This is a genomic window from Flagellimonas flava (genome assembly GCF_900129665.1).
Lineage (GTDB): Bacteria > Bacteroidota > Bacteroidia > Flavobacteriales > Flavobacteriaceae > Flagellimonas > Flagellimonas flava.
In genome coordinates this window covers 782,464-803,531 of record NZ_FQWL01000002.1, presented here as the reverse complement: position 1 = coordinate 803,531, position 21,068 = coordinate 782,464, and the positions used below count along the sequence as shown (strand labels likewise).

Sequence of the window (21,068 nt, the reverse complement as noted above, 5' to 3'; positions counted from 1 at the left end):
ATAGTTCGTATTTATATTACCTCAACTTCAACCTCAATTAATGCTTAAGTTCTTTAAAAAAAGAGTTAAGAAGCTTGTTATCAAGTTAACTCAAAATGTGGGCCATTTAAAAAAAAGTGTCAATTGCAATCATATCTGGTATGGCCAGGATTTAGCCGGTTTTTTTGTCTGTCCGGACTTACTTAATGAAAGCTCAGTGGTATATTCCTTTGGTATAGGGCAGGATATTTCCTTTGATAAGGCGTTAATCAATGATTTTAACTGCAAAGTTTATGGATTTGACCCAACACCTAAATCTATCGATTGGCTAAAAGGCCAAGAAACACCCAATCGTTTTGCTTTTTTTGATTTTGGTATTGGTGTTAAAACAGAGGATACTTCTTTCTTTTTACCAATAAATGATGATAATGTTTCAGGAAGTTTGGAAAAACATGTCAGGGTGTCTGAGAATAAGCGTATCGATGTTCACATGAAATCTTTGGATGACATTTTACGAATGTTGGGCCACAACAAAATTGATGTGCTAAAAATGGATATTGAAGGTTCGGAATACGACATAATCGAATCCTTCGTCCAAAGTGATGTCCAAGTAGATCAACTCTTAATAGAATTTCACGATCGCTTTTTCGATTCCGCTTCTCCAAAATCTCTTAGCTCCGTCCGCCGGTTAAACGAGAAGGGGTACGAGATTTTTGCTGTTTCCGATTCATTTGAAGAAGTTTCCTTCATACGAAAGGGCCTCATTTAAAAACCCAACCTATCTAATTACGTTTTTGCCAAAAGAGATGCTTGTTTTATTGGACGAAAATGCTCTTTTTCAATATTAAAGGTGTTTGGGTAAATCGGTGTTGGGTCCTTCATAAATGAATTGCTTTGGGTTATATTATTGTTATTTTTGCGTTAACTTCGCGCTTTAAATTTTTGCCAACTTTAATCAAGGTAATGGATACAATAATTGACCAATTGAGCCTAAACTTTACAGAAAATTTTTCGGTTCCAACTTATGTTTTAAATATTGTTATTTGTGCAATTCTTTTGTTTTTCCTAAAACTAGTCTATGTGAGATATGGATCGTCCATTTCCAATAGGGCCCAACTATCCAGAGTTTTGATTTTGGTAGGATTAACCACTTTTATAATTATTTCAATCGTAAAGTCCTCGCTGGCCCTTTCGTTAGGACTTGTAGGGGCACTGTCCATTGTTCGGTTTAGAACGGCAATAAAAGAGCCCGAGGAATTAGGTTATTTTTTTATGGCTATTTCCATTGGTCTAGGTATGGGGGCCAATCAATTACTTCCCACAATAATTGGGTTCGCAATTTTGGTCATTATTGTGATGATACTAAGTAAGGATAAGCTCAAGGGCTCATTCTCCCAAAACTTATTGATTCACCTTAGGTGCGCCAATGAGGACAAATCCAAGTTTACAGAACAAATCAGCGAAATTGTTTCCAACAATTCCAATCAGGTTGATCTCAAGAGGGTGAAGTATTCGGATGATGAAATTGATTTCAACTTTCTAGTAAATGTGTCTTCGTTAAATCATATCAAAATCATTAATGACGACCTCCTGAAAATAGATAATGGTATCCAGGTCACATTTCTTAGCAATGAGATTTAGCCCTTTTTGTCGTTAATCCTTGCATCATGCAAATAAAAAAAGTAAAAAATAGTAGAAACAGGATTCTTGCTGCAAGTCTTGTTCTTGTTTCATTATTACTAGTTGGTCTGATTGTAAAGAAAAATGAAGCTCCAAATAAAAACTCTAATGCCAAGGGAAAGTTAGATATAGAGGCGCCCACAACAGTTGTGGGCAAGTACAGTATTTATGATATGATCAAGAATGATGTCAATAAAGTTCATTCTGATTCCATAATCTCCCTCTATTTCAATACCAGCTTTGGTGTTCCAAAACTGTACTATGTTTATAAGGACAGTCTTACCTATAAAGAGCGGACAGATCGTTTTTTTTTACATGTATATCCCAAAGAACCAAACACATTATTAACCTTACAAAAGCACAATTTTGTAAATCTGGATTTTTCAGACCCCAATCCAATTGAGTTAAACATCGACGGAGATAAGTTTTTTATGTTCAAGCGTGTTTTTATACATGAAGAGCTAGGTGATTTTTTGGCTCTGGACAATATCGATTTCATCAACACCGGAAGATATGTTGGTGGACAGGGACGATCTTATGAAGCTTCGGGTGTGAAATTAAAAAACCTCACTCCCATAAACATTACGAATTCGCTGGAAAAGTTGACCATCTCATTAAGCCAAAAGAACTACGACAAAATAAAACAACGACGGGATGAAGCCCTAAAGAGCAGGGTCTTGGTAAAAAAAGATGATGATTTTGTAAAAGCTGGCGTTGCTTTCAACAATTCTGAGGGTATAAAAGCGGCTCTTCGATTAAAAGGTGACTGGACCGACCATCTCAACGACGAAAAAAAATGGTCTTACAGAATCATCCTGGAAGAGGACAAATCCGTAATGGGAATGAACAAATTCTCCATTCAGCATCCTAAAGTAAGAAATTACGAATGGGAATGGCTTTTTCATAAAATAATTAAGCAAAATGACATTATCGGGCTTCGCTATGATTTCCTTAACGTGTTTCTAGAAATAGATGACAAAGATTCTACGAAGACAAAGTCCCTTGGAATAATGGCCATTGAGGAGAGTTTTACCAAAAGGTTGGTGGAAAACAACAAAAGAAGGGAAGGTATTATTTTATCTTTCGAAGAGTCACAAATATGGGACGATAGAAAAAAACAATTCGACCTGATGTTGGAAGAAGATTCAAGAAGCGCGGTTCTGCAATCCATACAAAATGCGCCGCTTAAGCTTTTTGAAGAAACCAAAGTGCTCGCGGACCCCAAATTATCCAAGCAATTCAGGACTGCTCAGAATTTGCTGGAAGGTCTAAGACATAAGAAGTTGAAGATTACAGAAGTTTTTGATGTGGACAAACTTACCACGTTTGTTGCATTATCAAATCTATTTGGTGGCCAGCATGGGCTAATAGACCACAATCTAAAATTCTATTTCAACCCTATTACCAACAAATTGGAACCTATTGCCTTCGATTCTCATTCTGGGTTCAAAATACGGCAGTTTGTTGACTATCCTTTTTCCGAAGGAGATGACCTATACACCCAGAAGCTAAATGAGAAGTTGGAACTTTTCACCCGTCCAGATTTCATTTATGGTGTTTTAAAGGATTTTGGGGAAGAACTAAATAGATTGTTTGCCGATTTGTCCATTGAACTAAAGACTATGGTAGACCCAGCTATATTGGACTACAACAGTAACTTCATCAAAAAAAGAATAAATCCCTCCAATACCATTGTTTCCAATTTGCTCGATTATCGGCCCGGAACAATTCAGGTAGCGATTGCAAATTTATCAGACCTCCCCGTAGAAATTTATGGGATTGACCATTCAAATGGCCGAAGTTTAAGTGCTCCTTTCCAATCTAATCCGGTGATTCCTCCGAACCAAAAGCGAATAATTAGTTTTCCGCTTAAGGATGCTTTTGAAAATGCCTTTGTCTCCAAGAAAAACAAGAAGGGAGGGTTTCGGTTTCCGAAAGATGTCAAAAAACTAAAAATAAAGCATAAACTCTTGGGCACCTCCCTTGTTAAAGCGGATGCCATAATCCCTTTTGGACTGGATGATCGTTCTTTTACCCAAAACGTGGTCGACTATAAAAATTCCTTCGTAGGAAACTGCGGGGACTTCCCTTTTATAAAGGTTATGGAGGATCAAAAGAAAATAGTTCTGCAAAGAGGTGAGCATACCTTGTCCGAAACCTTGGTTATCCCTAAGAATTATAATGTAACGATTGAAGATGGGTTTTCCTTGGATTTGGTGAATGGAGCCTCCTTTATTTCCAATTCGCCCATAATCTGCAGAGGCAGCAAAACATCCCCGATACGTTTTTTTTCAACCAATAGCTCTGGTGCCGGCATATTCGTTTCCGGGACAGGCGAAAAGTCTGTTTTAAATCATTGCTACTTCACCAACCTGTCCAACCCAACATCCCCCATATGGGAGTTGTCTGGGGCAGTTAATTTTCATGAAGCTCCTGTTGAAATAACAAATTCGGTTTTTGAAAAAAACAGATGCGAAGATGCATTAAACATCATTCGCTCCAACTTCACTATGGATTCTTCTTTTTTCAAAGAGACTTTTTCCGATGCGTTCGATGGAGATTTCGTGGTGGGAAGTATAACCAACTGCCAGTTTTTGAATAGCGGAAATGATGGAATAGATGTTTCGGGATCCAACCTTGAACTAGACAATATACACATTGGAAACTCATCCGATAAGGCACTGAGCGCCGGTGAATCGAGTGTGGTGACGGGCTCAAACATAAATGTTGAAGGAGGTGAAATTGGAATAGTAAGCAAGGATCTATCTTCCATTTCTTTGTCCTCTGTAAAGATTATGAACACCAAGCTTGGACTATCTTCATTTCAAAAGAAATCGGAGTACGGTACGGGACACATAAGTGTAACCGGATTGACATTAATCAATTGTCAATTGGACTACCTGATTGAAAACGGTTCAGAACTTCTTGTAGATGCCGTTCCGGTGGAAACCGTTACAAATAGTGTGCTAGATCAAATGTATGGTAAAGAGTATGGTAAAAGCAGTAAATAGGGATTTCAATCAAAAATCCCAATTTAAGAATCTACGGTTTGAAAGAAAGTTTATTTTTCAGCACCTGGGTTTAGAGGATTTAATCCGCAACGTTGTTTTTACCAATAGTTTTGGTTTTGAAGAAATCTATACTAGAAGGACTGTCAACAATATCTATTTTGATGACAACAACTTTTCCTTTTATAAACAGAATGTTGCTGGAGATGAGAGAAGGGAAAAATACCGACTTCGCTGGTATAATGATGTGTTCTCGGAAATACAATCGCCAACTTTGGAGATTAAGAGAAAATATGGAGAGGTTGGGGACAAGATATCCTATAAAATGGATGGTTTTAAAGCTGACCTCAATAATCTGAATTTGGATGCGGTAACTGATAAAATTGTTCATGCTCTAAAGGAAAAAGGTCATGTCTACCCAATTTCCAGACTTCAAAGTCTATTCCCTGCACTGTACAATTCCTACGAACGGCGCTACTTTCTATCACATTGCCAACACTTCAGAATTACCGTCGATTTCAACATGGCTTTTTTTAATCCACATTTTCAAAGCAATTACCGTGTGGCCGATCGATCAATCCATGATATTGTTCTAGAACTTAAATATGGAAGGGAACATGATGCAGAGAGCAGAATTTTGAGCCAGCAAATTGGTGCCCGGCTTTCCAAAAACTCAAAATATGTAAGAGGCATGGATTGTATCCATTCCTAAATAAGAAGTCTGTTCTTTTTTAAGGCCTTTTAACATAACTTTGCCCTCAATTGGGTAACGCACTTTTTATATCTTAGTTTCATGGGCAGGGCATATTCCATTCTGTTATTTCTATTATGTTTTGTGGCCTCAACCCAACTCATTGCAAAATATTGGACGCCATATCTATACTTTGATGATGCCCTTCTTCTCATATGTGTGGTGGCCTGTCTACTCGATTTGGTTCTATATAATAGTTTTTCAAGAACCAATGTTGCGGCCATTATATTCCTTTTTGGATTTATAGCACTTTCTTTTTTGGTAAATTTTTACAGCATAAACGCTTTTGTAGCAAAGCTCACCTATTATTTTAAACCTCTTTTTGTGTTTGGATTTGTAAGTTATCTATCCAATAAGTATATGCGGGATAAACATAAGCGATTGTTGTATAGGTTCTTTATTCTGGTTTGCCTATTTTCCTTTGTAGAGTTTTATTGGGTGCAATTTGTGGATTTTGATGCGATACACTATTTCTCATTTAGCCATCGAAACAATTTCTACCGTGCTTCAAGTGTAACTTGGCATCCTATCTCCTTGGCCTTGCTTGCCTTTTTTTCCATTATTATTGGAAAAGAAATAATTGGTGACCGCCGAAAATGGGTTTATCTGGTTTTTGTTATTACCGTGGTACTTACAGGTACAAGGTTCGTTATGTTACTTACCGTTATTTATTTTGGATACCGCTTTTTGATGCGTAAGCGTTTTATTTTTCAAAGCTATAGTTTCTCCACCAAGCGCTTGCTTATCTTCTTGTTTCCCATGTGTTTTTTGGGTATTCTTATTTTATCATCTTACATCAACATTAAGGATTATAGCAGCCTACGAAGTGTTTCGTTTAGAACTGGCATGCCTCTGTTATCAGACCCCAAAGTGTTAACCTTGGGTACCGGAATAGGTAGTTTTGGCAGTTATGAATCGGTGGTCTACGAATCAGATGTTTATGATAGAATCGATTTTCCAGAGCACTTTAAAAAAATCATGTCGGAGGCAAATAAACGGACAGGCACGGAGAACTTCTTCTTTATGGCCCTTATTGAGCTGGGTGTGGTTGGAGCCTTTCTTTATTTCTGCGTGCTCCTGCGCATAACCAATTCTAAACCCACATATTTCTTCGCGCTTTATGCCTTATTGGTTATCTGTTTGGCTTTCGTATATCCAATCAATGCATTGCCTTATTTATACCTGATTAACATCTTTTTTCCATACGGCAAAAAGATTCCATTAAGAAGAACGTAAAGTCAGCTCCATTTCTCATTTGACCTCGACCAACCATTCAATTTTATCTTTTAGTTTAACAATGTCATATTGTCCTGGGCATAACCAACCCAGCAGCCGAGAGAAGGCTAAGAGGATTTGGCGGACTTTGCGTTAGTCATGATTTACATCTTCATCCTGACACAAAAATAAAGTTCTGGAAAGAGCTTTCAAAAAGATCAATTTCAAAGACATATTCCTTGTTGGTTTCGTTAAACTGACCCATTTTATACCCTTGTTGCAAAATAAGTTGAGCTACTTCAGAATCTTGAGCCTTATTGTTTATCCATTTAGAAGCCAAAATTTCTATGGCAATGATCGGCTTGTATCGTTTAATTCCCTCTTTAAACCCCTTGATAACCTCCAGTTCATGCCCTTCAACGTCAATTTTGACGAAATCCAGTTTGTGGATCTGATGTGTTTTGATAAAGTTGTCGAGAGATTCGCAGCCAACCTTTATCAGCTCAAAATTGCCCCGATCCTTTATTTGGGTGGCCGTTTCGGCTATAGCGGCATTCGGGGGGCAACTAATTCCTTTTTGGACTAAAAATTCCAACTGTGATTTTGGTTGGTCCGATAAGGCAATATTATAGGTAAGAACATTTGGCCTGGATGCAACCCTATTCTTCAGAAACTGGAAGGTTTCAGGGTTTGGCTCAAAGGCGATCACTTCGCCTTTCTCTCCAATTTTCTTAGCAAGAGGGATGGCCCATCTACCTATATTGGCCCCAATATCCAATACGGTTGCCTCTTCGGACACGTAGGACAAGGTTTTGGCAATAAGTTCTTTTTCAAACCGGGAGTCCGTATCAAAAGAGTTCTTATAAAAATTATGTGCCTTTCTAGTTAACTTAGATCCAAAAATTCTGTTGAAAGCACTAAAAATACCTGCCTTAATACTACTTTTTAGCATAAACCTTTAGTTTAGGTAAATTGTTGTTGTTATGGTGTTCTCGACTATTGAAATGAATGTAATTCCCGTTTTCCTCTTCTTGTAGCCGTAATAGCACTCCGTGCGTATGTTTTAAGTTCCCTGCCTCATCTACAAGAAGTTCCGTGAGGTTTATCCTATAGTCCCGGTGTATGTCTTTGTCTGTCTCATAATACAATTTATTATCCTCAACCCTAGGGTACTTTGCCCAAGTTATAACATCTTCTTCCCATTGCTCTACTATATTCTCCACAATTAAACCGGTATTTCCTGTATGCCCCTTACCCTTTATTTTGTATAACCCGGAAACATCATTAAAATAAAGCTGCAAAAAAAGACTGTCGATCTCAATATCCTCTGGCAGACTTTTGAAATTAAATCCAATCACTACCCTATTTATCCGTTTTAAGCCATCTAGGGAGTCACAATAAATATTCAATTCCTTCTCGGACCCATAGTTGTTCGTGATATTGGGATAATTTAAAACAGCGTCCTTCCCGTCAATGTCCGCATGCAAAACATAGATTTTTCCTTTTTTACCACAACCAACCAAAACCATGGCCACAATGAAAACAATTAATCTAAACCAGGCCCGCAATGCTATCTTTTTTTGATTAATTTGGCAGGAACACCACCCACAATCGAATTCTTTTCCGTGTCTTTTGTTACAACCGCTCCGGAAGCTATTATGCTGCCTTCAGCAATAGTGACCCCTGGCATGATGATAGCATTGGCCCCTATCCATACATTATCTTCAATAACGGTTTTATATCTTGTTTCACCTTGGTTTTTTATTGGGATATCCAAGGCTGTATAGTTATGGTTCTCGGACAAGATAGTCACTCTCGGTCCAAAGATCACATTGTTGCCAATTCGCACTTCCCCGCGTACACCAATGAAACAATGATGGTTAATCCCTACATCATTTCCTATGGTAAGCCGTTCACCAACAGCTCGTAAAACCCCTGTACATTCTATAATGGAAAAATGACCCATGCTAAAGTTGTCCCCTATGCTCACACCATCTGAACAAAGCGCATTGATCATGCTGTATCTCCCCATGCTCAAATTTTTGCCACATGAGAACTTTTTCGCAAACATCAATTTGGCCCCCCTTTGAGCAAAAACCAAACCCTTCGTCCTAGCCTTATATTTTACCCTGAAAAAACCCCTACAAGCTTCCATGGCCTTATGGAACAAAATAATGACAGTTTCCCAAATGCTAAATTTATAGCTAACGTTGTAATCCTCCTTTTTTATTTTCGATATCAATTTGGAAAGCATTGTCCCGATTTAGTTTGCAAGAACCCTTTGGTACAAATTAAGCACTTTTTCCACATGCTTTTGTTCCCCATAGTTTTCTTGGTAGAAATTCATAATCTCTTCGCTACTAAAGTTATAGCTGCGTTCGAGTATCTGCTCAAGGTTTTTTAAAGTGTCCTCTGCAAAGAAGTCGATTACGTAACCTGTTTTGTCCGATATCATTTCTGGAAGGCCTCCGCTATTTGCAACAATGACCGGGGTCCCTAACATTAAAGATTCCACAATGGACATTGGGCAGTTCTCATACCAATACGAAGGGTGGATTGTGAATCTGGCCTTAGCAACCAAATCAAACAGTTCAGTGCCATATTTAGGGCCTAAGTATTCTATATTCCCATATCCTTCAGGTATCAATTCTCCCTTGCCAACAATTTTAAGCTGATAATCCAAATTCCCAAAAAGCTGATACAATTGATTCAGTCCCTTTTCAACAGAAAGTCTCCCAAAAAACAAGACATAGTTTTCTTTGTCAAGGTTTAAGTCAACAGTCTTGCTTTCCACACAGTTTGGCAAAACCACAATTTCCCTTTCAATTACGGGTTGGATCTTGTCCTTAAAGAATTTACTTGGGCTTATAAAAGCGTCTATATATTTGTTATATGCATTTTTGATGTTATGTGCAAAATAGGATTCGGCGCTGCCCAAAATACTTTTGGCCCTTGAGTTATCAAAGCACTTATGTTTTACCGCATTGTAAAATTTTCCATATAGGCACCTAGTACATACTTCATTTTTATGCTCAATATATAGTCTATGAACCGGGCATACCAATTGAGAATCATGAATGGTATGAACTATTTTGATTCCTCTCCTTTTGATTTCGGATAAAATTGAGGTGGTCAACTGGAAATTATAGTTGTGTATGTGAACGATATCCGGTTTGAATTCATCCAAAACCCCTGCCAACCTTTTTTGATTCTCCCTGGAATAAATAATTGTCGATAGCTTTTTTGCGCTCCGCATCTTTTGATTTTCTTTTTTGAAATCCAAATTTGGAGCCAATTCCCCATAAGGGTTTAGGACTTTGTTGGCTTCATCTTCCATTCCCCAGAAAGCCACTTTAACACCCTTTTTCTCTAAAAGAGCTGATAGCGTAAACATATAGGTTTCCGCTCCTCCCACAATCTTGAGAAATTTATTGATCTGTAGTACCTTCATTGCTCCTTGTTTTACCAATACTATAAATTAATATGAAAGTTGCGACCTCAAAAACACAAAAGTACATGGTTGCATTCATGGGCGTTCTCAAATCCAAAAGGAAATAGCAGATTAGCTTTGAAAAAAAAACAATACCGAAAGTAATTGCGGTCAACGAAGTTTTCCCAACATAATTATTATGAAATAGTTTTAGTTGATATCCCGCATAAAATGGCAGACAAAAAAGGAATATCAGCATCAGAAAAGACCCCTGGACATACTCTTTTGGGTAAATGACCGTAAACCATTCTATAAAATAGAATTTATACAAAACTGCCACCAGCGCCGCGCCAATAATCAGGAACAAAAAATACCGAAGCTGCATTTTCCCAAAAAGAAACTTAATGTTGGCGGTTATTGCGGCCAAGAAGAACAATGTAAGTGCCGCATATAGGTTGTACGCTGAAGAATAGATGGCTACACCTTTCGCTCCCAAATACTTCTCCAGAAAAAAAACATCCAATCTAGCGGTCCCCACTTGGAAAAATTGATATAAGAAGTAAATTTTGGTCTGGCCCAACAAGACCGTATACTCTTGCCATTTGGGCAATGCTAACTGATACCCCAATTTTTTAACATTTACACCAAGGAAAAGCACGGTTAACATCAATCCGATTATGGAAAAAACCATACAGACCTGCAATAGGTTTATTTCAATATTCAAGAAATATACACTTGCTAAAAACATCAACCTTATCAAAGGTTCTGCCGTTGCCAGAATCATATCATTCTTGTTATGTCCAAACCCCCTGAACATAGTTTGCAAAAACTTTACAAACCCAGTATTGAGAAAAAAGAAGGTAATTAAGAATGCTATAAGAAATGACTCTCTTGTGGCATTAAACAATAGTGGCACTATAAATAGAACCAGAATAGATTGAATCAACCTAGAATTTATCGCTAGATTAAGTTGGCCTTTGTTTTTATCTAATGCCTTGTTAAAAACAAACCACCCTATTCCCGTATCGGAGATTACCAAAAACCAACTGGCAATGGCAATTGAGAAATTATAAACCCCGTACTCTTCGATTGTGAGGACCCTAGTAAGTAATATTATGACAACAAATGAAATGGCCTTTGCGCCCACCTCGGTAAAGGGTATTAGAATCTTTGCAAGAGTCCTTTTATTGGTTTTTGTTACTATTCTGCTAATTGCACTGGCCTTTAGGTTGATGAATGTAATGTTTTTTCCAATGTGTTAAATTGAAGTAGTTTCCGACACAAATTTTTTGACCCAGTTTTGTGATGACACTTTTTTCAAATAGTTGGAATAAATCGATTTGTCAACGTTCTCAATTGATTCAAGTAAGGGATATATTTCATCAAAACGGTCCAGAAGATGTGTTTTCTCCAATATATAGTCCTGCTCTGTACCATCTGCTCCCTTTAGGCAAATTACAGGTAAGCCAAACAGCAGGGATTGTAGAATGCCCAAACCTCCATCCCCTGGAAGCACAAAAAGGTCGCTTCTAAAATAAAAGCTCTTTAAAGCTTCCTTATCATAGATTGGCCCGTGGAAAACTACATTTTCGTCTCTTATGGTTTGTCTAAGTTCCTGCAATAGTTTCCCATCTCCAATTATGTCAATTGTGTACTTCTTTTTTTCCGGTGTCTGATTTAGTTTGACAACAACATCCGCAAGTTCCTTAATTTTTTTTCGACTTTCAATTACCCCAACGTATAATAATTTTATTGAACTTTTTCCGGTTTTGTATCCTTTGATATTGGTTTCGATCTCCTGCTGTATCCCCTCAAAATAATCCGTTCGGATTGTATTTAGATTGACAAACACCTTTTTAGCTCCCATAAATTCCTGCATATACCTTCCTCCAATTGTAGAATATGCCATCTGCTTATGGGTAAGCCCAACTAAGGGTTTTACCACTATATCTATTACTTTTCTCCTCCTAGTCCTTATACTTGGTGAATATCCCGCGTCCCACCATATGACTTTTTTTCCTAAAATTCTTGCCGCTGGTATTATTAAAAAATTGTTCAGGATATTAGTGGTTCCTTCCAATAAAATAACATCATATTTCCGCAATAAAAATATGGCTTGCGGGTAAAAAAAAAGGGAGGTCGATCTAGATTCACCTTTATACCCTAAGCGAAGTGAGCTTAGCTTATGACAAACTACATTTTTCTCTGGAATATTTCCGGCATCCACTTTTTTAAGTGCGCCTTGAGAGTCTCCCTGTGAGGTTATTATCCCAATTTCCCCAAAATTATCATGAAGTTGTCTAAATAGGTCCAACCTGTATCGAGTTAGCACTCTTTGAACTATTAGTAAGTTTTGTTGCATTCGCTTACAGGTATATACGGAGTTTCAAAATTAAATGATCCGTTGTCTAAAACATTAGTGATTGCCATGTCTGTTTTCTAACTCAGGATGATAGAGGCCTAGTTTTTGAAATTCGGGAAGTTCCAAGTCCTTTGCAGAGATGGTTAATTCTTCCTTTTTCAGCTGCCAGTCAATTCCAATGGAAGGATCATTGTACAAAATACCGCCTTCAGCTGCCTTATGGTAATAATTGTCACATTTGTAAAAAAATTCGGCAGTTTCACTCAATACAACAAAACCATGAGCCAATCCCCTAGGTATATAGAGTTGTTTTTTGTTTTCAGCACTCAGTTCCATAGTTAGGTGCTCTCCAAAAGTTTTTGAGTCTTTTCTTAAATCTACAACGGCATCCAAGACTTTGCCAGATAATACTCTGACCAATTTAGCCTGAGCATACTTTCCTCTCTGGAAATGGAGGCCCCTTAGAACACCCCTTGAGGAAAAGGATTGATTATCTTGTACAAAAGCCACCTCTTGACCTATAGCTTGGGTGAATTTTTTTGTGTTGAAGCTTTCCATAAAGTAGCCTCTTTCATCTTGAAATACATTAGGTTCTATTACAAAGCAACCTTCCAAAGGTGTTTTTTCTATAGTCATCTACCTTTCTTTATTATTGCCAATAAACCTTTTCCATTTCCACTTTTAAAAAGTGAGGTGGCCAATTTATCATTCGCGGTCTAGACAATATGCCCTTTGGTTTAAATTTTTATGGAAAACACCTGCCCACCCACATCATTTAGGGAAGATTCCCACTGCATTGACCTCGGTTACTTGTTCGAATTATATTTTTTTAAATATTTGTTCAACCCTATTATTCCTAAAATTGATAGGATTAAACCAAACAAAATAAGCGGCATCAGTACCTTGTAGCTTCTTAAAAGTCCTTTCTGCTCAACGCCCCTGGATGGAAAATCTGAAATCACATTGACAATTTCAGATTTGTTGGCCCGTTCCTCATTGAGTTCAACCAGTTTTTCCTTTATGACCTCTCTTTCTTGGACAAGTGCCAGTTCCTTGTTTTGTGACTCTCCATTTTCAGCGAGATTAATATTAGTTCCTTGCATAGGTTTATCAGCTTCTTTTACAAGTACTGTTCTGTACAAGCTCTGCAGTGAATCTATTTCGGTAAGTTGTTGATTGTATATCCTTTCCTGTAGGTCCAGGTTTTCATCGTTAATTCTTTTTTGTAGTTTGAAATAGTCGTTCACCGAAATTGATCCAACGATGGCTGGCTGAAGTTTTTTCGCAACACGGCTATCCGTGCTTACGACCGAAATTCGGTGGAACCTCGCATCCAGTGAATTAAAGTTTTTAAGGTAATTGTCAAAATCAATAGTTTTTATTGTGGTGGTATCCAGTTCACTAATGAACTTGTCAAAGAGCTTGATCTTTTGGTTTTCGTCCGAATAAGAATCTACAAATATTTTTTTGATGCTTCCGGCCTCATGTTCAGTAATGTCCAAAGCTGTTGCCAAAGTAGTCGAGTCTTGTGCTTCAGCCAAATCATTATAGAAATCAATGTTGTTGTACAACTGCTGAACACTATTGAAGTTTGGCTCTACAACCATCTTTGAAATGTATTTTTCCGGAAGTCGTTTATCTAAAAAATAGCCTGCTACGCCACCAATAATTACCGCTACTGTCAACAGAATGATATTCTTTTGAATAAACAGTAAAAGCAAAATGATCAAATGAAAGATTACCTTGAAGATGCGCCCAATAAAATTAAAAAAGCGCTCAAATGTCTTACCAATCATTTGGAACAGTTGTCCCAAGTCTATTTCCTCTGTAGAATTGTTTGTGGGTTGTTCTGCCATATTATGAATTGAATATCTGTTTTAAAATCCGGTCTGTAATCAAGTAGGTGGGTTTCACCCCAGTTGTTCCCAATCCGCCGGAGGCTAATGTACTACCGGTTTCCAAAGGGTTGTCCGACGCATAGTATGCATATCGTACTTTCACATCTTTCTTTATGCTCTTCCTAATCTTGGAGGCGGACTGTATCGCCTTTTGGTAATGCACCCCTTCCATCTCCAATCCAATCACATTCCATGTGGATTCATGGAAAAACTTTAGAATATCCCTGTTTTGGAGCGAGGTTCCCAAAACCGTAACCATGGTTCCTTCCAAGACTTTTAGACCATGGCCCTCAAAATCCGCTGAACACAATTCATTTACAAATGGGTAATTATCCGCTGTCCCTTCAAAAATATGTGCAGATGGAATCATCAAATCTCCTTTTCCTCCTTCCAAAATCCCTGCTTTTCCCATTATGGAAAGTGAGTCCACATTCAAAAAATGTTTCCCACCGCCCAAATCAATGGGTTTCAACAGTTCATCTATGGTCTCATAGGCCTGCTCGCCAAAGGCATAGTCCATCACAAAGATAACGGGTTTTTCATCCTCCTTCATCCCTTCTGGTAAATCAAAGCAGCAAGCATTTTTCCCAAATTTTGCGGTATCAAAAATCTGCACATCAATATTGGCACCAGAGGTGTCGTCCAGAAAGAACATTCCATTCTTTTGGGCAATCTCCTGTACCTTTTTCCGAAGTCCCTTGTTTTTGGAAGAACTCAGGGCCTCATATATTTCCAAGGATTCGGTATCCGGAAAATCCTTGGCAAGTGCTTTTTTAGCAAAGAGGGAATTCATAACACTGTGCATATTGGCGCTAATGATATGAATTGGCCTATCCATAAGATTATTTTTATGGAGTGTTTCCTTAATCATTTGCGCCCAACGCTCCCCATGGATATGGTGCCCCAATCTTTCGCGAAGCAAAGGGCTAAAGGTGATGGTTCTTTTATTGCCGGTGGTTTCCTCTTCAATGGCCAACTTGCCCAACCAATACACCACATTCAAAAAACGATCGGGGTCCTCTCTGGTTTTTAGTTTTTCCTGCATTTCAACCACCTCGTCATAGGTCCTTCCCAAAATATTGGCAGCATGGATCATGGCTATTTCGCGCTCTGCATCATCTTTATCCGTATCCTGTACAAATTTGGTAAGTTTATCCCAGTCCCTTATTGTAGCGGTTCCGTCTTCGACCAAAACGCGCTTGCAAATCTTCCCGGATTCTATGAATAGAAAGGTTATATGCGTTAAAATGTCGTAGATGTCGCTCCGGCCCCGGGTAATCTCAATATTCATCTGCTCATCGTCTATTCGATAACAGTTTCTTCTTCTTTTGGGAGGGATTATGGATTTAAGATGGGATTTGGAAAAACCCTCATCTGAGGTAAGGTTAATAAACCGGCACTCTTCAATGCCTTCCGGTAATCTTTCCAAAACATAAATGAGACCGTTCAACTCGGCTTTGTTCTCTGCAACGGAACCATAAATTTCTGGTCTCAATAACAACAAGGCTGTTCGCAAAGCATTTCCCGAAACTCCAGAGGGTTTATAAAACCCTCGGTTTAGCAAATGCCGCATGGTAATGTACAATCGCTCAATGGCATTTGTGGACTCCTGTGCCCTAGTCGCCTGTTTTACTTTGGTGGTCATCATAATTTAGCGACAAAAATACACGAATTCCTACGAAAGCAACACCTTTATTCGGAATCTAATGAACAAAAGGGGATAGCCCATCGGCTACTTTACGGTCGTTGGAAAGTCGTTGCACTTTATTTTGACCTCCAAGTTTTCCAATGGTCTTCATATAATCCTGAAAGCCTCCTTGTTTTATAGCAGTAATTTTAAGAGGTTGAAGTATGCTGCCAACTATCAGGTCATAATAGTAACTGTTTTGCTGCTGCATACTCTCATCTATGAGTTTTATAAATTTTTCTTTATCCGAAGGTTCTTTTTCGAACTCGATAAGCCATTCGTGGTAAGGTAGCTCGCCCTCTGGAGGTGCTATTTGCGGGGCCACCGTGAATTCATTGACCACCGCATCGGATTGCCCGATAGCCAATTGCAAAGCTTCTTCTACCTCCTTTGCGATCACATGTTCGCCGAAGGCAGAAATAAAATGCTTAATTCGCCCTGAAACAACAACTCTATATGGCTTTATAGAAACAAACCGAACGGTATCTCCCAGATTGTACGCCCAAAGCCCCGCATTGGTGGATATGATCATGGCATAGTCCACACCAACTTGAACATCTGCTAAAGTCATTCGTTTTGCACTTTCATCAAAGAATTCCTCCGCCTTTACAAACTCGTAGAAAATTCCGGAGTTCAGCAACAACAGCATTCCATCCTCGTTTTGAGAATCTTGATAAGCGAAAAACCCTTCGCTGGCCGGAAAAAGTTCAATACTGTCCACTTTTCGGCCAATTAATCCCTCAAACTTGGCCCGATAGGGCTCATAATTGACACCGCCATAGATAAAAAGTTGGAAGTTTTTAAATAATTCACCCACCTTCATCCCCGACTTGGAATTCAATTTTTCAAAATACATCTGAACCCAAGACGGAATGCCGGCTATCACCGTCATGTTCTCATTTTCCGTTTCCTCTACAATCTTATCCACTTTGGTCTCCCAATCCTCTATACAATTGGTTTCCCAACTAGGTAATCTGTTTTTTTGAAGATAATTGGGTACATAATGGGCAGAAATACCGGAAAGTCTACCCAGTTTAATGCCGCCCTTCTTCTCCAACTCCGGACTTCCTTGTAGAAAAATCATTCGGCCATTTACAAAATTGGTGTTTCCGGTTTCATGGATATAATTAAGAATGGCGTTCCTGGATGCTTCTACCTGATATTTGATGGATTCCTTAGTAATGGGTATATACTTTGCGCCAGAAGTGGTTCCAGAAGTCTTGGCAAAATACGCTGGTTTTCCTGGCCATAACACATCACTTTGGCCATCAATGATGTGCTGCACATAACCCTTAAGCTCCTCATAATCCCTAATTGGAACCTGCTCCACAAAGTCTTTATGTGTTTTTATCCTATCAAATCCATGGTCCTTGCCAAACTTGGTTTGACTTGCCTCCCGAATTAATCCTTGAAACATCTTTTCTTGTGTTTCTAGAGGGTGGTTCACCCATTTGGAGGTTTTTTTTGCCACATTTTTGGCAAACAACTTTGCGGCAATGGATTTTAGGGACATTTAGTTGAAGTCGATATAGTTTAAAGGGTTAACTGGCTTTCCCCTTTTCCATAGTTCAAAGTGAAGGTGCGGCCCAGTAGTAAGCTCACCCGTGTTGCCAATAGATGCAATCACCTCCCCTGCTCGTACCAAATCTCCTTGGGACTTACTTAAGGAGCCATTGTGCTTGTATACCGAGGTTAAATCATCTTGGTGTTTTATAATAATCACGTATCCTGTTTCAGCGCTCCATTCGGCAAAGAGAACGGTACCATCAGCAATAGATTTTACCGGGGTGTCCTTCGGGGCCACCACATCCACGGCATAGTGTCTGTTTTCCGGGTCAAAAGCTTGGGACAGTGTTCCGGAAACCGGCGCAAACAATAAACTACCCACATTTTCCACGTTACGTTCAAATAGGTTGTACTTGTCCTCCAGTTCTACTTCTTCCCGGAGCAGTAAATCGGCCCGTATTGGGGTTAAATCCACGGTGGACGGATCCAACTTGTATTTTTCGAACAAGGAATCTCGGTTTACCTCATTATTTTCGATATCTCCTCGAAGCACGAGTCTGACATTATCTAAATACCTATTGGTATAATTTAGGACAGTCACCAGTGAATCCGTTTTATAGGTCAGCTCCGTAGCTTGTCTTTTTAAGCGTGTTGACGAATAACCAGGTATATATTCTCGGAGAGGTGTAAAAGCTATGATCAGCGTAGTTAGGCCTATTAGGACTATTATGAACAGTGTCCCTGTCACAAAAACATTGAGTCGGCTTAGTTTAAATGAGATTTTCTCTTCAAAGGTGTTTTCATTTAATATCACCAAACGGTACTTGTGCAGGAGTTTGCGTTTGATCTCCTTTCTTTTCTTTTTGTCCTTGGCCATAATGGACAAAGATAACCTTAGATTTCAATTAAAGATGTTAAGCTTTTTAAAATGCGATGTCTTATATGTGCTTGTTGTCCAGACTTATTCGCTAATTTTCGTTAATGGGTAAGCGGCTTTGGGCTATTTTTAGTAATTTTACCTTTCATTTAAAGGCATTGCGATTATGATTGCTCAAACTTTTTTTCTTGGTATGCTAGGCCCTTGGCAAATTGTACTGATTGTTGTTGTTGTTCTTTTGCTGTTTGGTGGTAAAAAGATTCCTGAGCTTATGAGAGGTCTTGGCAGCGGGATCAAGGAGTTTAAGGACGCTTCCAAAGAAGATGAAAAACTGGAGCAGGGCAAGGAACCTGACGCCTAATTCCATTCATTTAAACAGTTTTTTCCTACTCTTCAAAGCCCTGTATTTAAAGGGCTTGTCGATAAAGAACAACATATTTGGTGTGTTCATGCCATAATTTCCCCCTTTCACAACAAAAACTTATTCGCGCTACAACCTTATTCTATTTTAGCGTTTGAATAGTACGTGAAGTTCTTTGACTTTGCGTGTGACCTCGTATCTGAGTGATTTTTATTCAGAAGGAAGGGCTTATGAAGAGACCGATAATCATTTTATTCCTGCTGCTTGCATTTGGGCTTAAAGCCCAATCTGTATCCTTTCTGCAATTTGAGGATGAGGAACTCTATGAAGCCCCAAACACGCCAAAAACCAACTATTCTTCCAGAACTGCATTTATTAAAAACCTCGAAGGACTCAATAACAGAGCCCTTGTGAAGTTTATGGCGAAAAAAGGAGTTACTGAAAAGCTTATAAAACAAGCCAACGAATTCTATGATAAAATGTGGTACGCCGAAGCGGCCAGGGTTTTCGACATAGTTTTAGAGAAAAGTGAAGCCCAGCATTCCATAAATCTTTTGTCCAGGGCAGGAGATTCCCATTACTATTCGGGAAACATGGAGCGAGCTTATAAATGGTACCATGAACTGTACGAAACCTTTAAATCTGAAATTTCCGAGGACCGCTTTTTTAAATATACCCATGTCCTTAAAGGTACCGGACGTTACCGAAGAGCCGCCAAACTTACCAAACTGTATAGACAGAAGAGGGATGGGACCGGCCTTGGGGAAGAAGGCAGAGTCAATGCGGAAAGGGACGTTCCCCAACTGGTAGAGATCAAGAACGTGGCCATTAACTCCAAATATTCAGATTTCTCCCCGATGTTTCACAATGAATCGGAAGTGGTTTTCGCGTCTTCTTTGGATTCGTCCTTTTTAACTACAAGAAAATACCGCTGGAACAACCAGCCATTTTTAGATCTTTATGTGGCCAAGGCTGATGAAGATGGGGTGGATTTATCTGGCGCCAAGAAGTTTTCCAACAAGATAAACACCAAATACCACGAAGCTTCTGTAGCTTTTTCGCCTGATCAGACCATCATCTACTTCACTAGAAATAATTATGGGAAAAAGCTTAAACGGGGCAAAAATGGTATAAACCACCTAAAAATATACCGTTCAGAATTGGTTGATGGTGAATGGACCAAGGCGGTTGAATTACCTTTTAACAGTGAAAATCACTCCAATGGACATCCTTCGGTAAGTCCGGATGGTAAAAAACTATACTTTGTTTCTGATCGACCAGGAGGTTTTGGCGGAACAGATGTCTATGTAGTTGACATTTTGGAAAACGGAGGTTATTCCGACCCCTTAAATCTTGGTAGAACAGTCAATACTTCCAAAAAAGAAATGTTTCCCTACATTACCAAGGATGCTCTTTATTTTTCTTCAGACCGAACCATGGGGCTTGGTGGACTTGACATCTATAAATCAGATGTTGTTGAAGGTGTTTTCAGTGTTGGAATCAATTTAGGTGAACCTATTAACAGCAATAGGGATGACTTTTCTTATATCATAGACGAGGGGGGCGAAAAAGGATACTTTGCCTCGAACCGAAAAGGAGGCAAGGGCGATGATGACATTTATTCATTTAAGAACATCCTAAACCTAAATGCTATTTCCGGAATAATTGAGGATGAAGCTGATGGAACCATAATTCCAGATGCCGAAGTATTTCTTTTTGATAAGGATGAGGTGCGTGTTGCTCAGACCAGAACACAACCAGATGGGAGTTTTGTCTTTAAAAATTTGAGGCCGGTTTCACGCTACACGGTTAAAACCGTTAAAAAAGGGTATTTTGATTCTACTTCGGAAATTCGCACCAAAAACAATGAAAGAGTTTCGTTTACCCAGCCCATGAAGAGGCTGGAGGAAATTATTGCCGAGGATGAAGGTGTGCTTAAACTGGAGGTGGAGACCATTTATTTCGATTTTGACAAGTTCAACATCAAACCGCGATCAGCCCAAGAACTGGATAAACTGGTAGCCGTAATGACCGAGTATCCTAAAATGGTCATCAAAATTGAGTCGCATACAGATGCCATTGGAACAAGGGCGTACAACAAATACCTTTCGGACAAGCGAGCGAAGTCCACCAGGGATTATCTTGTGGCCAATGGTATTGAAGCCGAACGTATCCAGAGCGCCAATGGCTATGGTGAGGAGCAATTGCTAAACAATTGTAGGGATGGCACCCGATGCAGTAGGGATAAACACCGACAAAACCGACGTTCAGAATTCATTATAGTAGAAATGTAACCTTTAGAGGCCCCAAAATT

At 39.0% G+C, this 21,068-nt stretch carries 18 protein-coding genes; 7 read left to right on the top strand and 11 right to left on the bottom strand.

Annotated features, from left to right (window positions below):
- The first annotated feature begins 40 nt into the window (after nt 1-40).
- The 5 genes from BUC10_RS09415 to BUC10_RS09395 all read left to right on the top strand — a co-directional run bounded on the left by BUC10_RS09415 (nt 41) and on the right by BUC10_RS09395 (nt 6,654).
- On the top strand, nt 41-748 hold the full coding sequence (locus tag BUC10_RS09415; RefSeq protein WP_073178722.1) for an FkbM family methyltransferase: 708 nt from the start codon (nt 41-43) through the stop codon (nt 746-748).
- 194 nt (nt 749-942) lie between these two features.
- Nucleotides 943-1,620: a DUF4956 domain-containing protein gene (locus BUC10_RS09410; RefSeq protein WP_073178719.1), complete on the top strand. Its 678-nt coding sequence runs from the start codon at nt 943-945 to the stop codon at nt 1,618-1,620.
- Nucleotides 1,621-1,646: 26 nt separating this feature from the next.
- Entirely contained in the window at nt 1,647-4,670 is a 3,024-nt protein-coding gene (locus BUC10_RS09405) for a hypothetical protein (RefSeq protein WP_073178717.1), read from the top strand.
- The gene (locus tag BUC10_RS09400) at nt 4,651-5,379 is read left to right on the top strand and encodes a VTC domain-containing protein (protein WP_165614879.1); all 729 of its coding nucleotides are present in this window, start codon (nt 4,651-4,653) and stop codon (nt 5,377-5,379) included. The genes BUC10_RS09405 and BUC10_RS09400 overlap by 20 nt, the downstream gene beginning before the upstream one ends.
- A gap of 81 nt (nt 5,380-5,460) precedes the next feature.
- A complete protein-coding gene (locus tag BUC10_RS09395) occupies nt 5,461-6,654 on the top strand; it encodes a hypothetical protein (protein ID WP_073178713.1) in 1,194 nt (397 codons plus the stop codon).
- A gap of 151 nt (nt 6,655-6,805) precedes the next feature.
- Here the strand turns inward: BUC10_RS09395 and BUC10_RS09390 are convergent, their stop codons facing one another.
- From BUC10_RS09390 to BUC10_RS09340, 11 genes are all read right to left on the bottom strand, one after another.
- The gene (locus tag BUC10_RS09390; RefSeq protein WP_073178711.1) at nt 6,806-7,585 is read right to left on the bottom strand and encodes an FkbM family methyltransferase; all 780 of its coding nucleotides are present in this window, start codon (nt 7,583-7,585) and stop codon (nt 6,806-6,808) included.
- Nucleotides 7,572-8,201 carry a DNRLRE domain-containing protein gene (locus tag BUC10_RS09385; protein ID WP_073178709.1) on the bottom strand — a complete coding sequence of 210 codons (630 nt, stop codon included), beginning with the start codon at nt 8,199-8,201 and terminating at the stop codon, nt 7,572-7,574. The genes BUC10_RS09390 and BUC10_RS09385 overlap by 14 nt, the downstream gene beginning before the upstream one ends.
- A 2-nt stretch (nt 8,202-8,203) precedes the next feature.
- Nucleotides 8,204-8,665 (bottom strand): acyltransferase, encoded by a 462-nt coding sequence (locus tag BUC10_RS09380; protein WP_165614878.1) that lies wholly within the window; start codon nt 8,663-8,665, stop codon nt 8,204-8,206.
- Nucleotides 8,666-8,896: 231 nt separating this feature from the next.
- Nucleotides 8,897-10,084 carry a glycosyltransferase gene (locus tag BUC10_RS09375; protein WP_073178704.1) on the bottom strand — a complete coding sequence of 396 codons (1,188 nt, stop codon included), beginning with the start codon at nt 10,082-10,084 and terminating at the stop codon, nt 8,897-8,899.
- Entirely contained in the window at nt 10,062-11,210 is a 1,149-nt protein-coding gene (locus BUC10_RS09370; RefSeq protein WP_073178702.1) for a lipopolysaccharide biosynthesis protein, read from the bottom strand. Before BUC10_RS09370 ends, BUC10_RS09375 begins: the two co-directional genes overlap by 23 nt.
- Before the next feature lie 111 nt (nt 11,211-11,321).
- Nucleotides 11,322-12,425: a glycosyltransferase gene (locus BUC10_RS09365; protein ID WP_073178700.1), complete on the bottom strand. Its 1,104-nt coding sequence runs from the start codon at nt 12,423-12,425 to the stop codon at nt 11,322-11,324.
- 54 nt (nt 12,426-12,479) lie between these two features.
- Nucleotides 12,480-13,061 (bottom strand): dTDP-4-dehydrorhamnose 3,5-epimerase, encoded by a 582-nt coding sequence (rfbC, locus tag BUC10_RS09360; protein ID WP_073178698.1) that lies wholly within the window; start codon nt 13,059-13,061, stop codon nt 12,480-12,482.
- A gap of 170 nt (nt 13,062-13,231) precedes the next feature.
- Nucleotides 13,232-14,281 (bottom strand): hypothetical protein, encoded by a 1,050-nt coding sequence (locus BUC10_RS09355; protein ID WP_073178695.1) that lies wholly within the window; start codon nt 14,279-14,281, stop codon nt 13,232-13,234.
- Between the two features lies 1 nt (nt 14,282).
- Nucleotides 14,283-15,971, bottom strand: coding sequence for a DUF6909 family protein (locus BUC10_RS09350; protein ID WP_073178692.1), 1,689 nt, complete (start codon nt 15,969-15,971; stop codon nt 14,283-14,285).
- A 55-nt stretch (nt 15,972-16,026) separates the two neighbouring features.
- On the bottom strand, nt 16,027-17,523 hold the full coding sequence (locus BUC10_RS09345; protein WP_073178690.1) for a GH3 auxin-responsive promoter family protein: 1,497 nt from the start codon (nt 17,521-17,523) through the stop codon (nt 16,027-16,029).
- Nucleotides 17,524-18,393, bottom strand: coding sequence for a M23 family metallopeptidase (locus BUC10_RS09340; protein WP_073178687.1), 870 nt, complete (start codon nt 18,391-18,393; stop codon nt 17,524-17,526). It lies immediately after the preceding gene.
- A 166-nt stretch (nt 18,394-18,559) separates the two neighbouring features.
- Here BUC10_RS09340 and BUC10_RS09335 point away from each other — a divergent pair, with 166 nt between their 5' ends.
- Together BUC10_RS09335 and BUC10_RS09330 are read left to right on the top strand one after the other, a co-directional pair.
- Nucleotides 18,560-18,754: a twin-arginine translocase TatA/TatE family subunit gene (locus tag BUC10_RS09335; protein WP_073178685.1), complete on the top strand. Its 195-nt coding sequence runs from the start codon at nt 18,560-18,562 to the stop codon at nt 18,752-18,754.
- Nucleotides 18,755-18,984: 230 nt separating this feature from the next.
- Complete coding sequence (locus BUC10_RS09330) at nt 18,985-21,048, top strand: OmpA family protein (RefSeq protein WP_073178926.1); 2,064 nt, start codon at nt 18,985-18,987, stop codon at nt 21,046-21,048.
- Nucleotides 21,049-21,068: the final 20 nt, after the last annotated feature.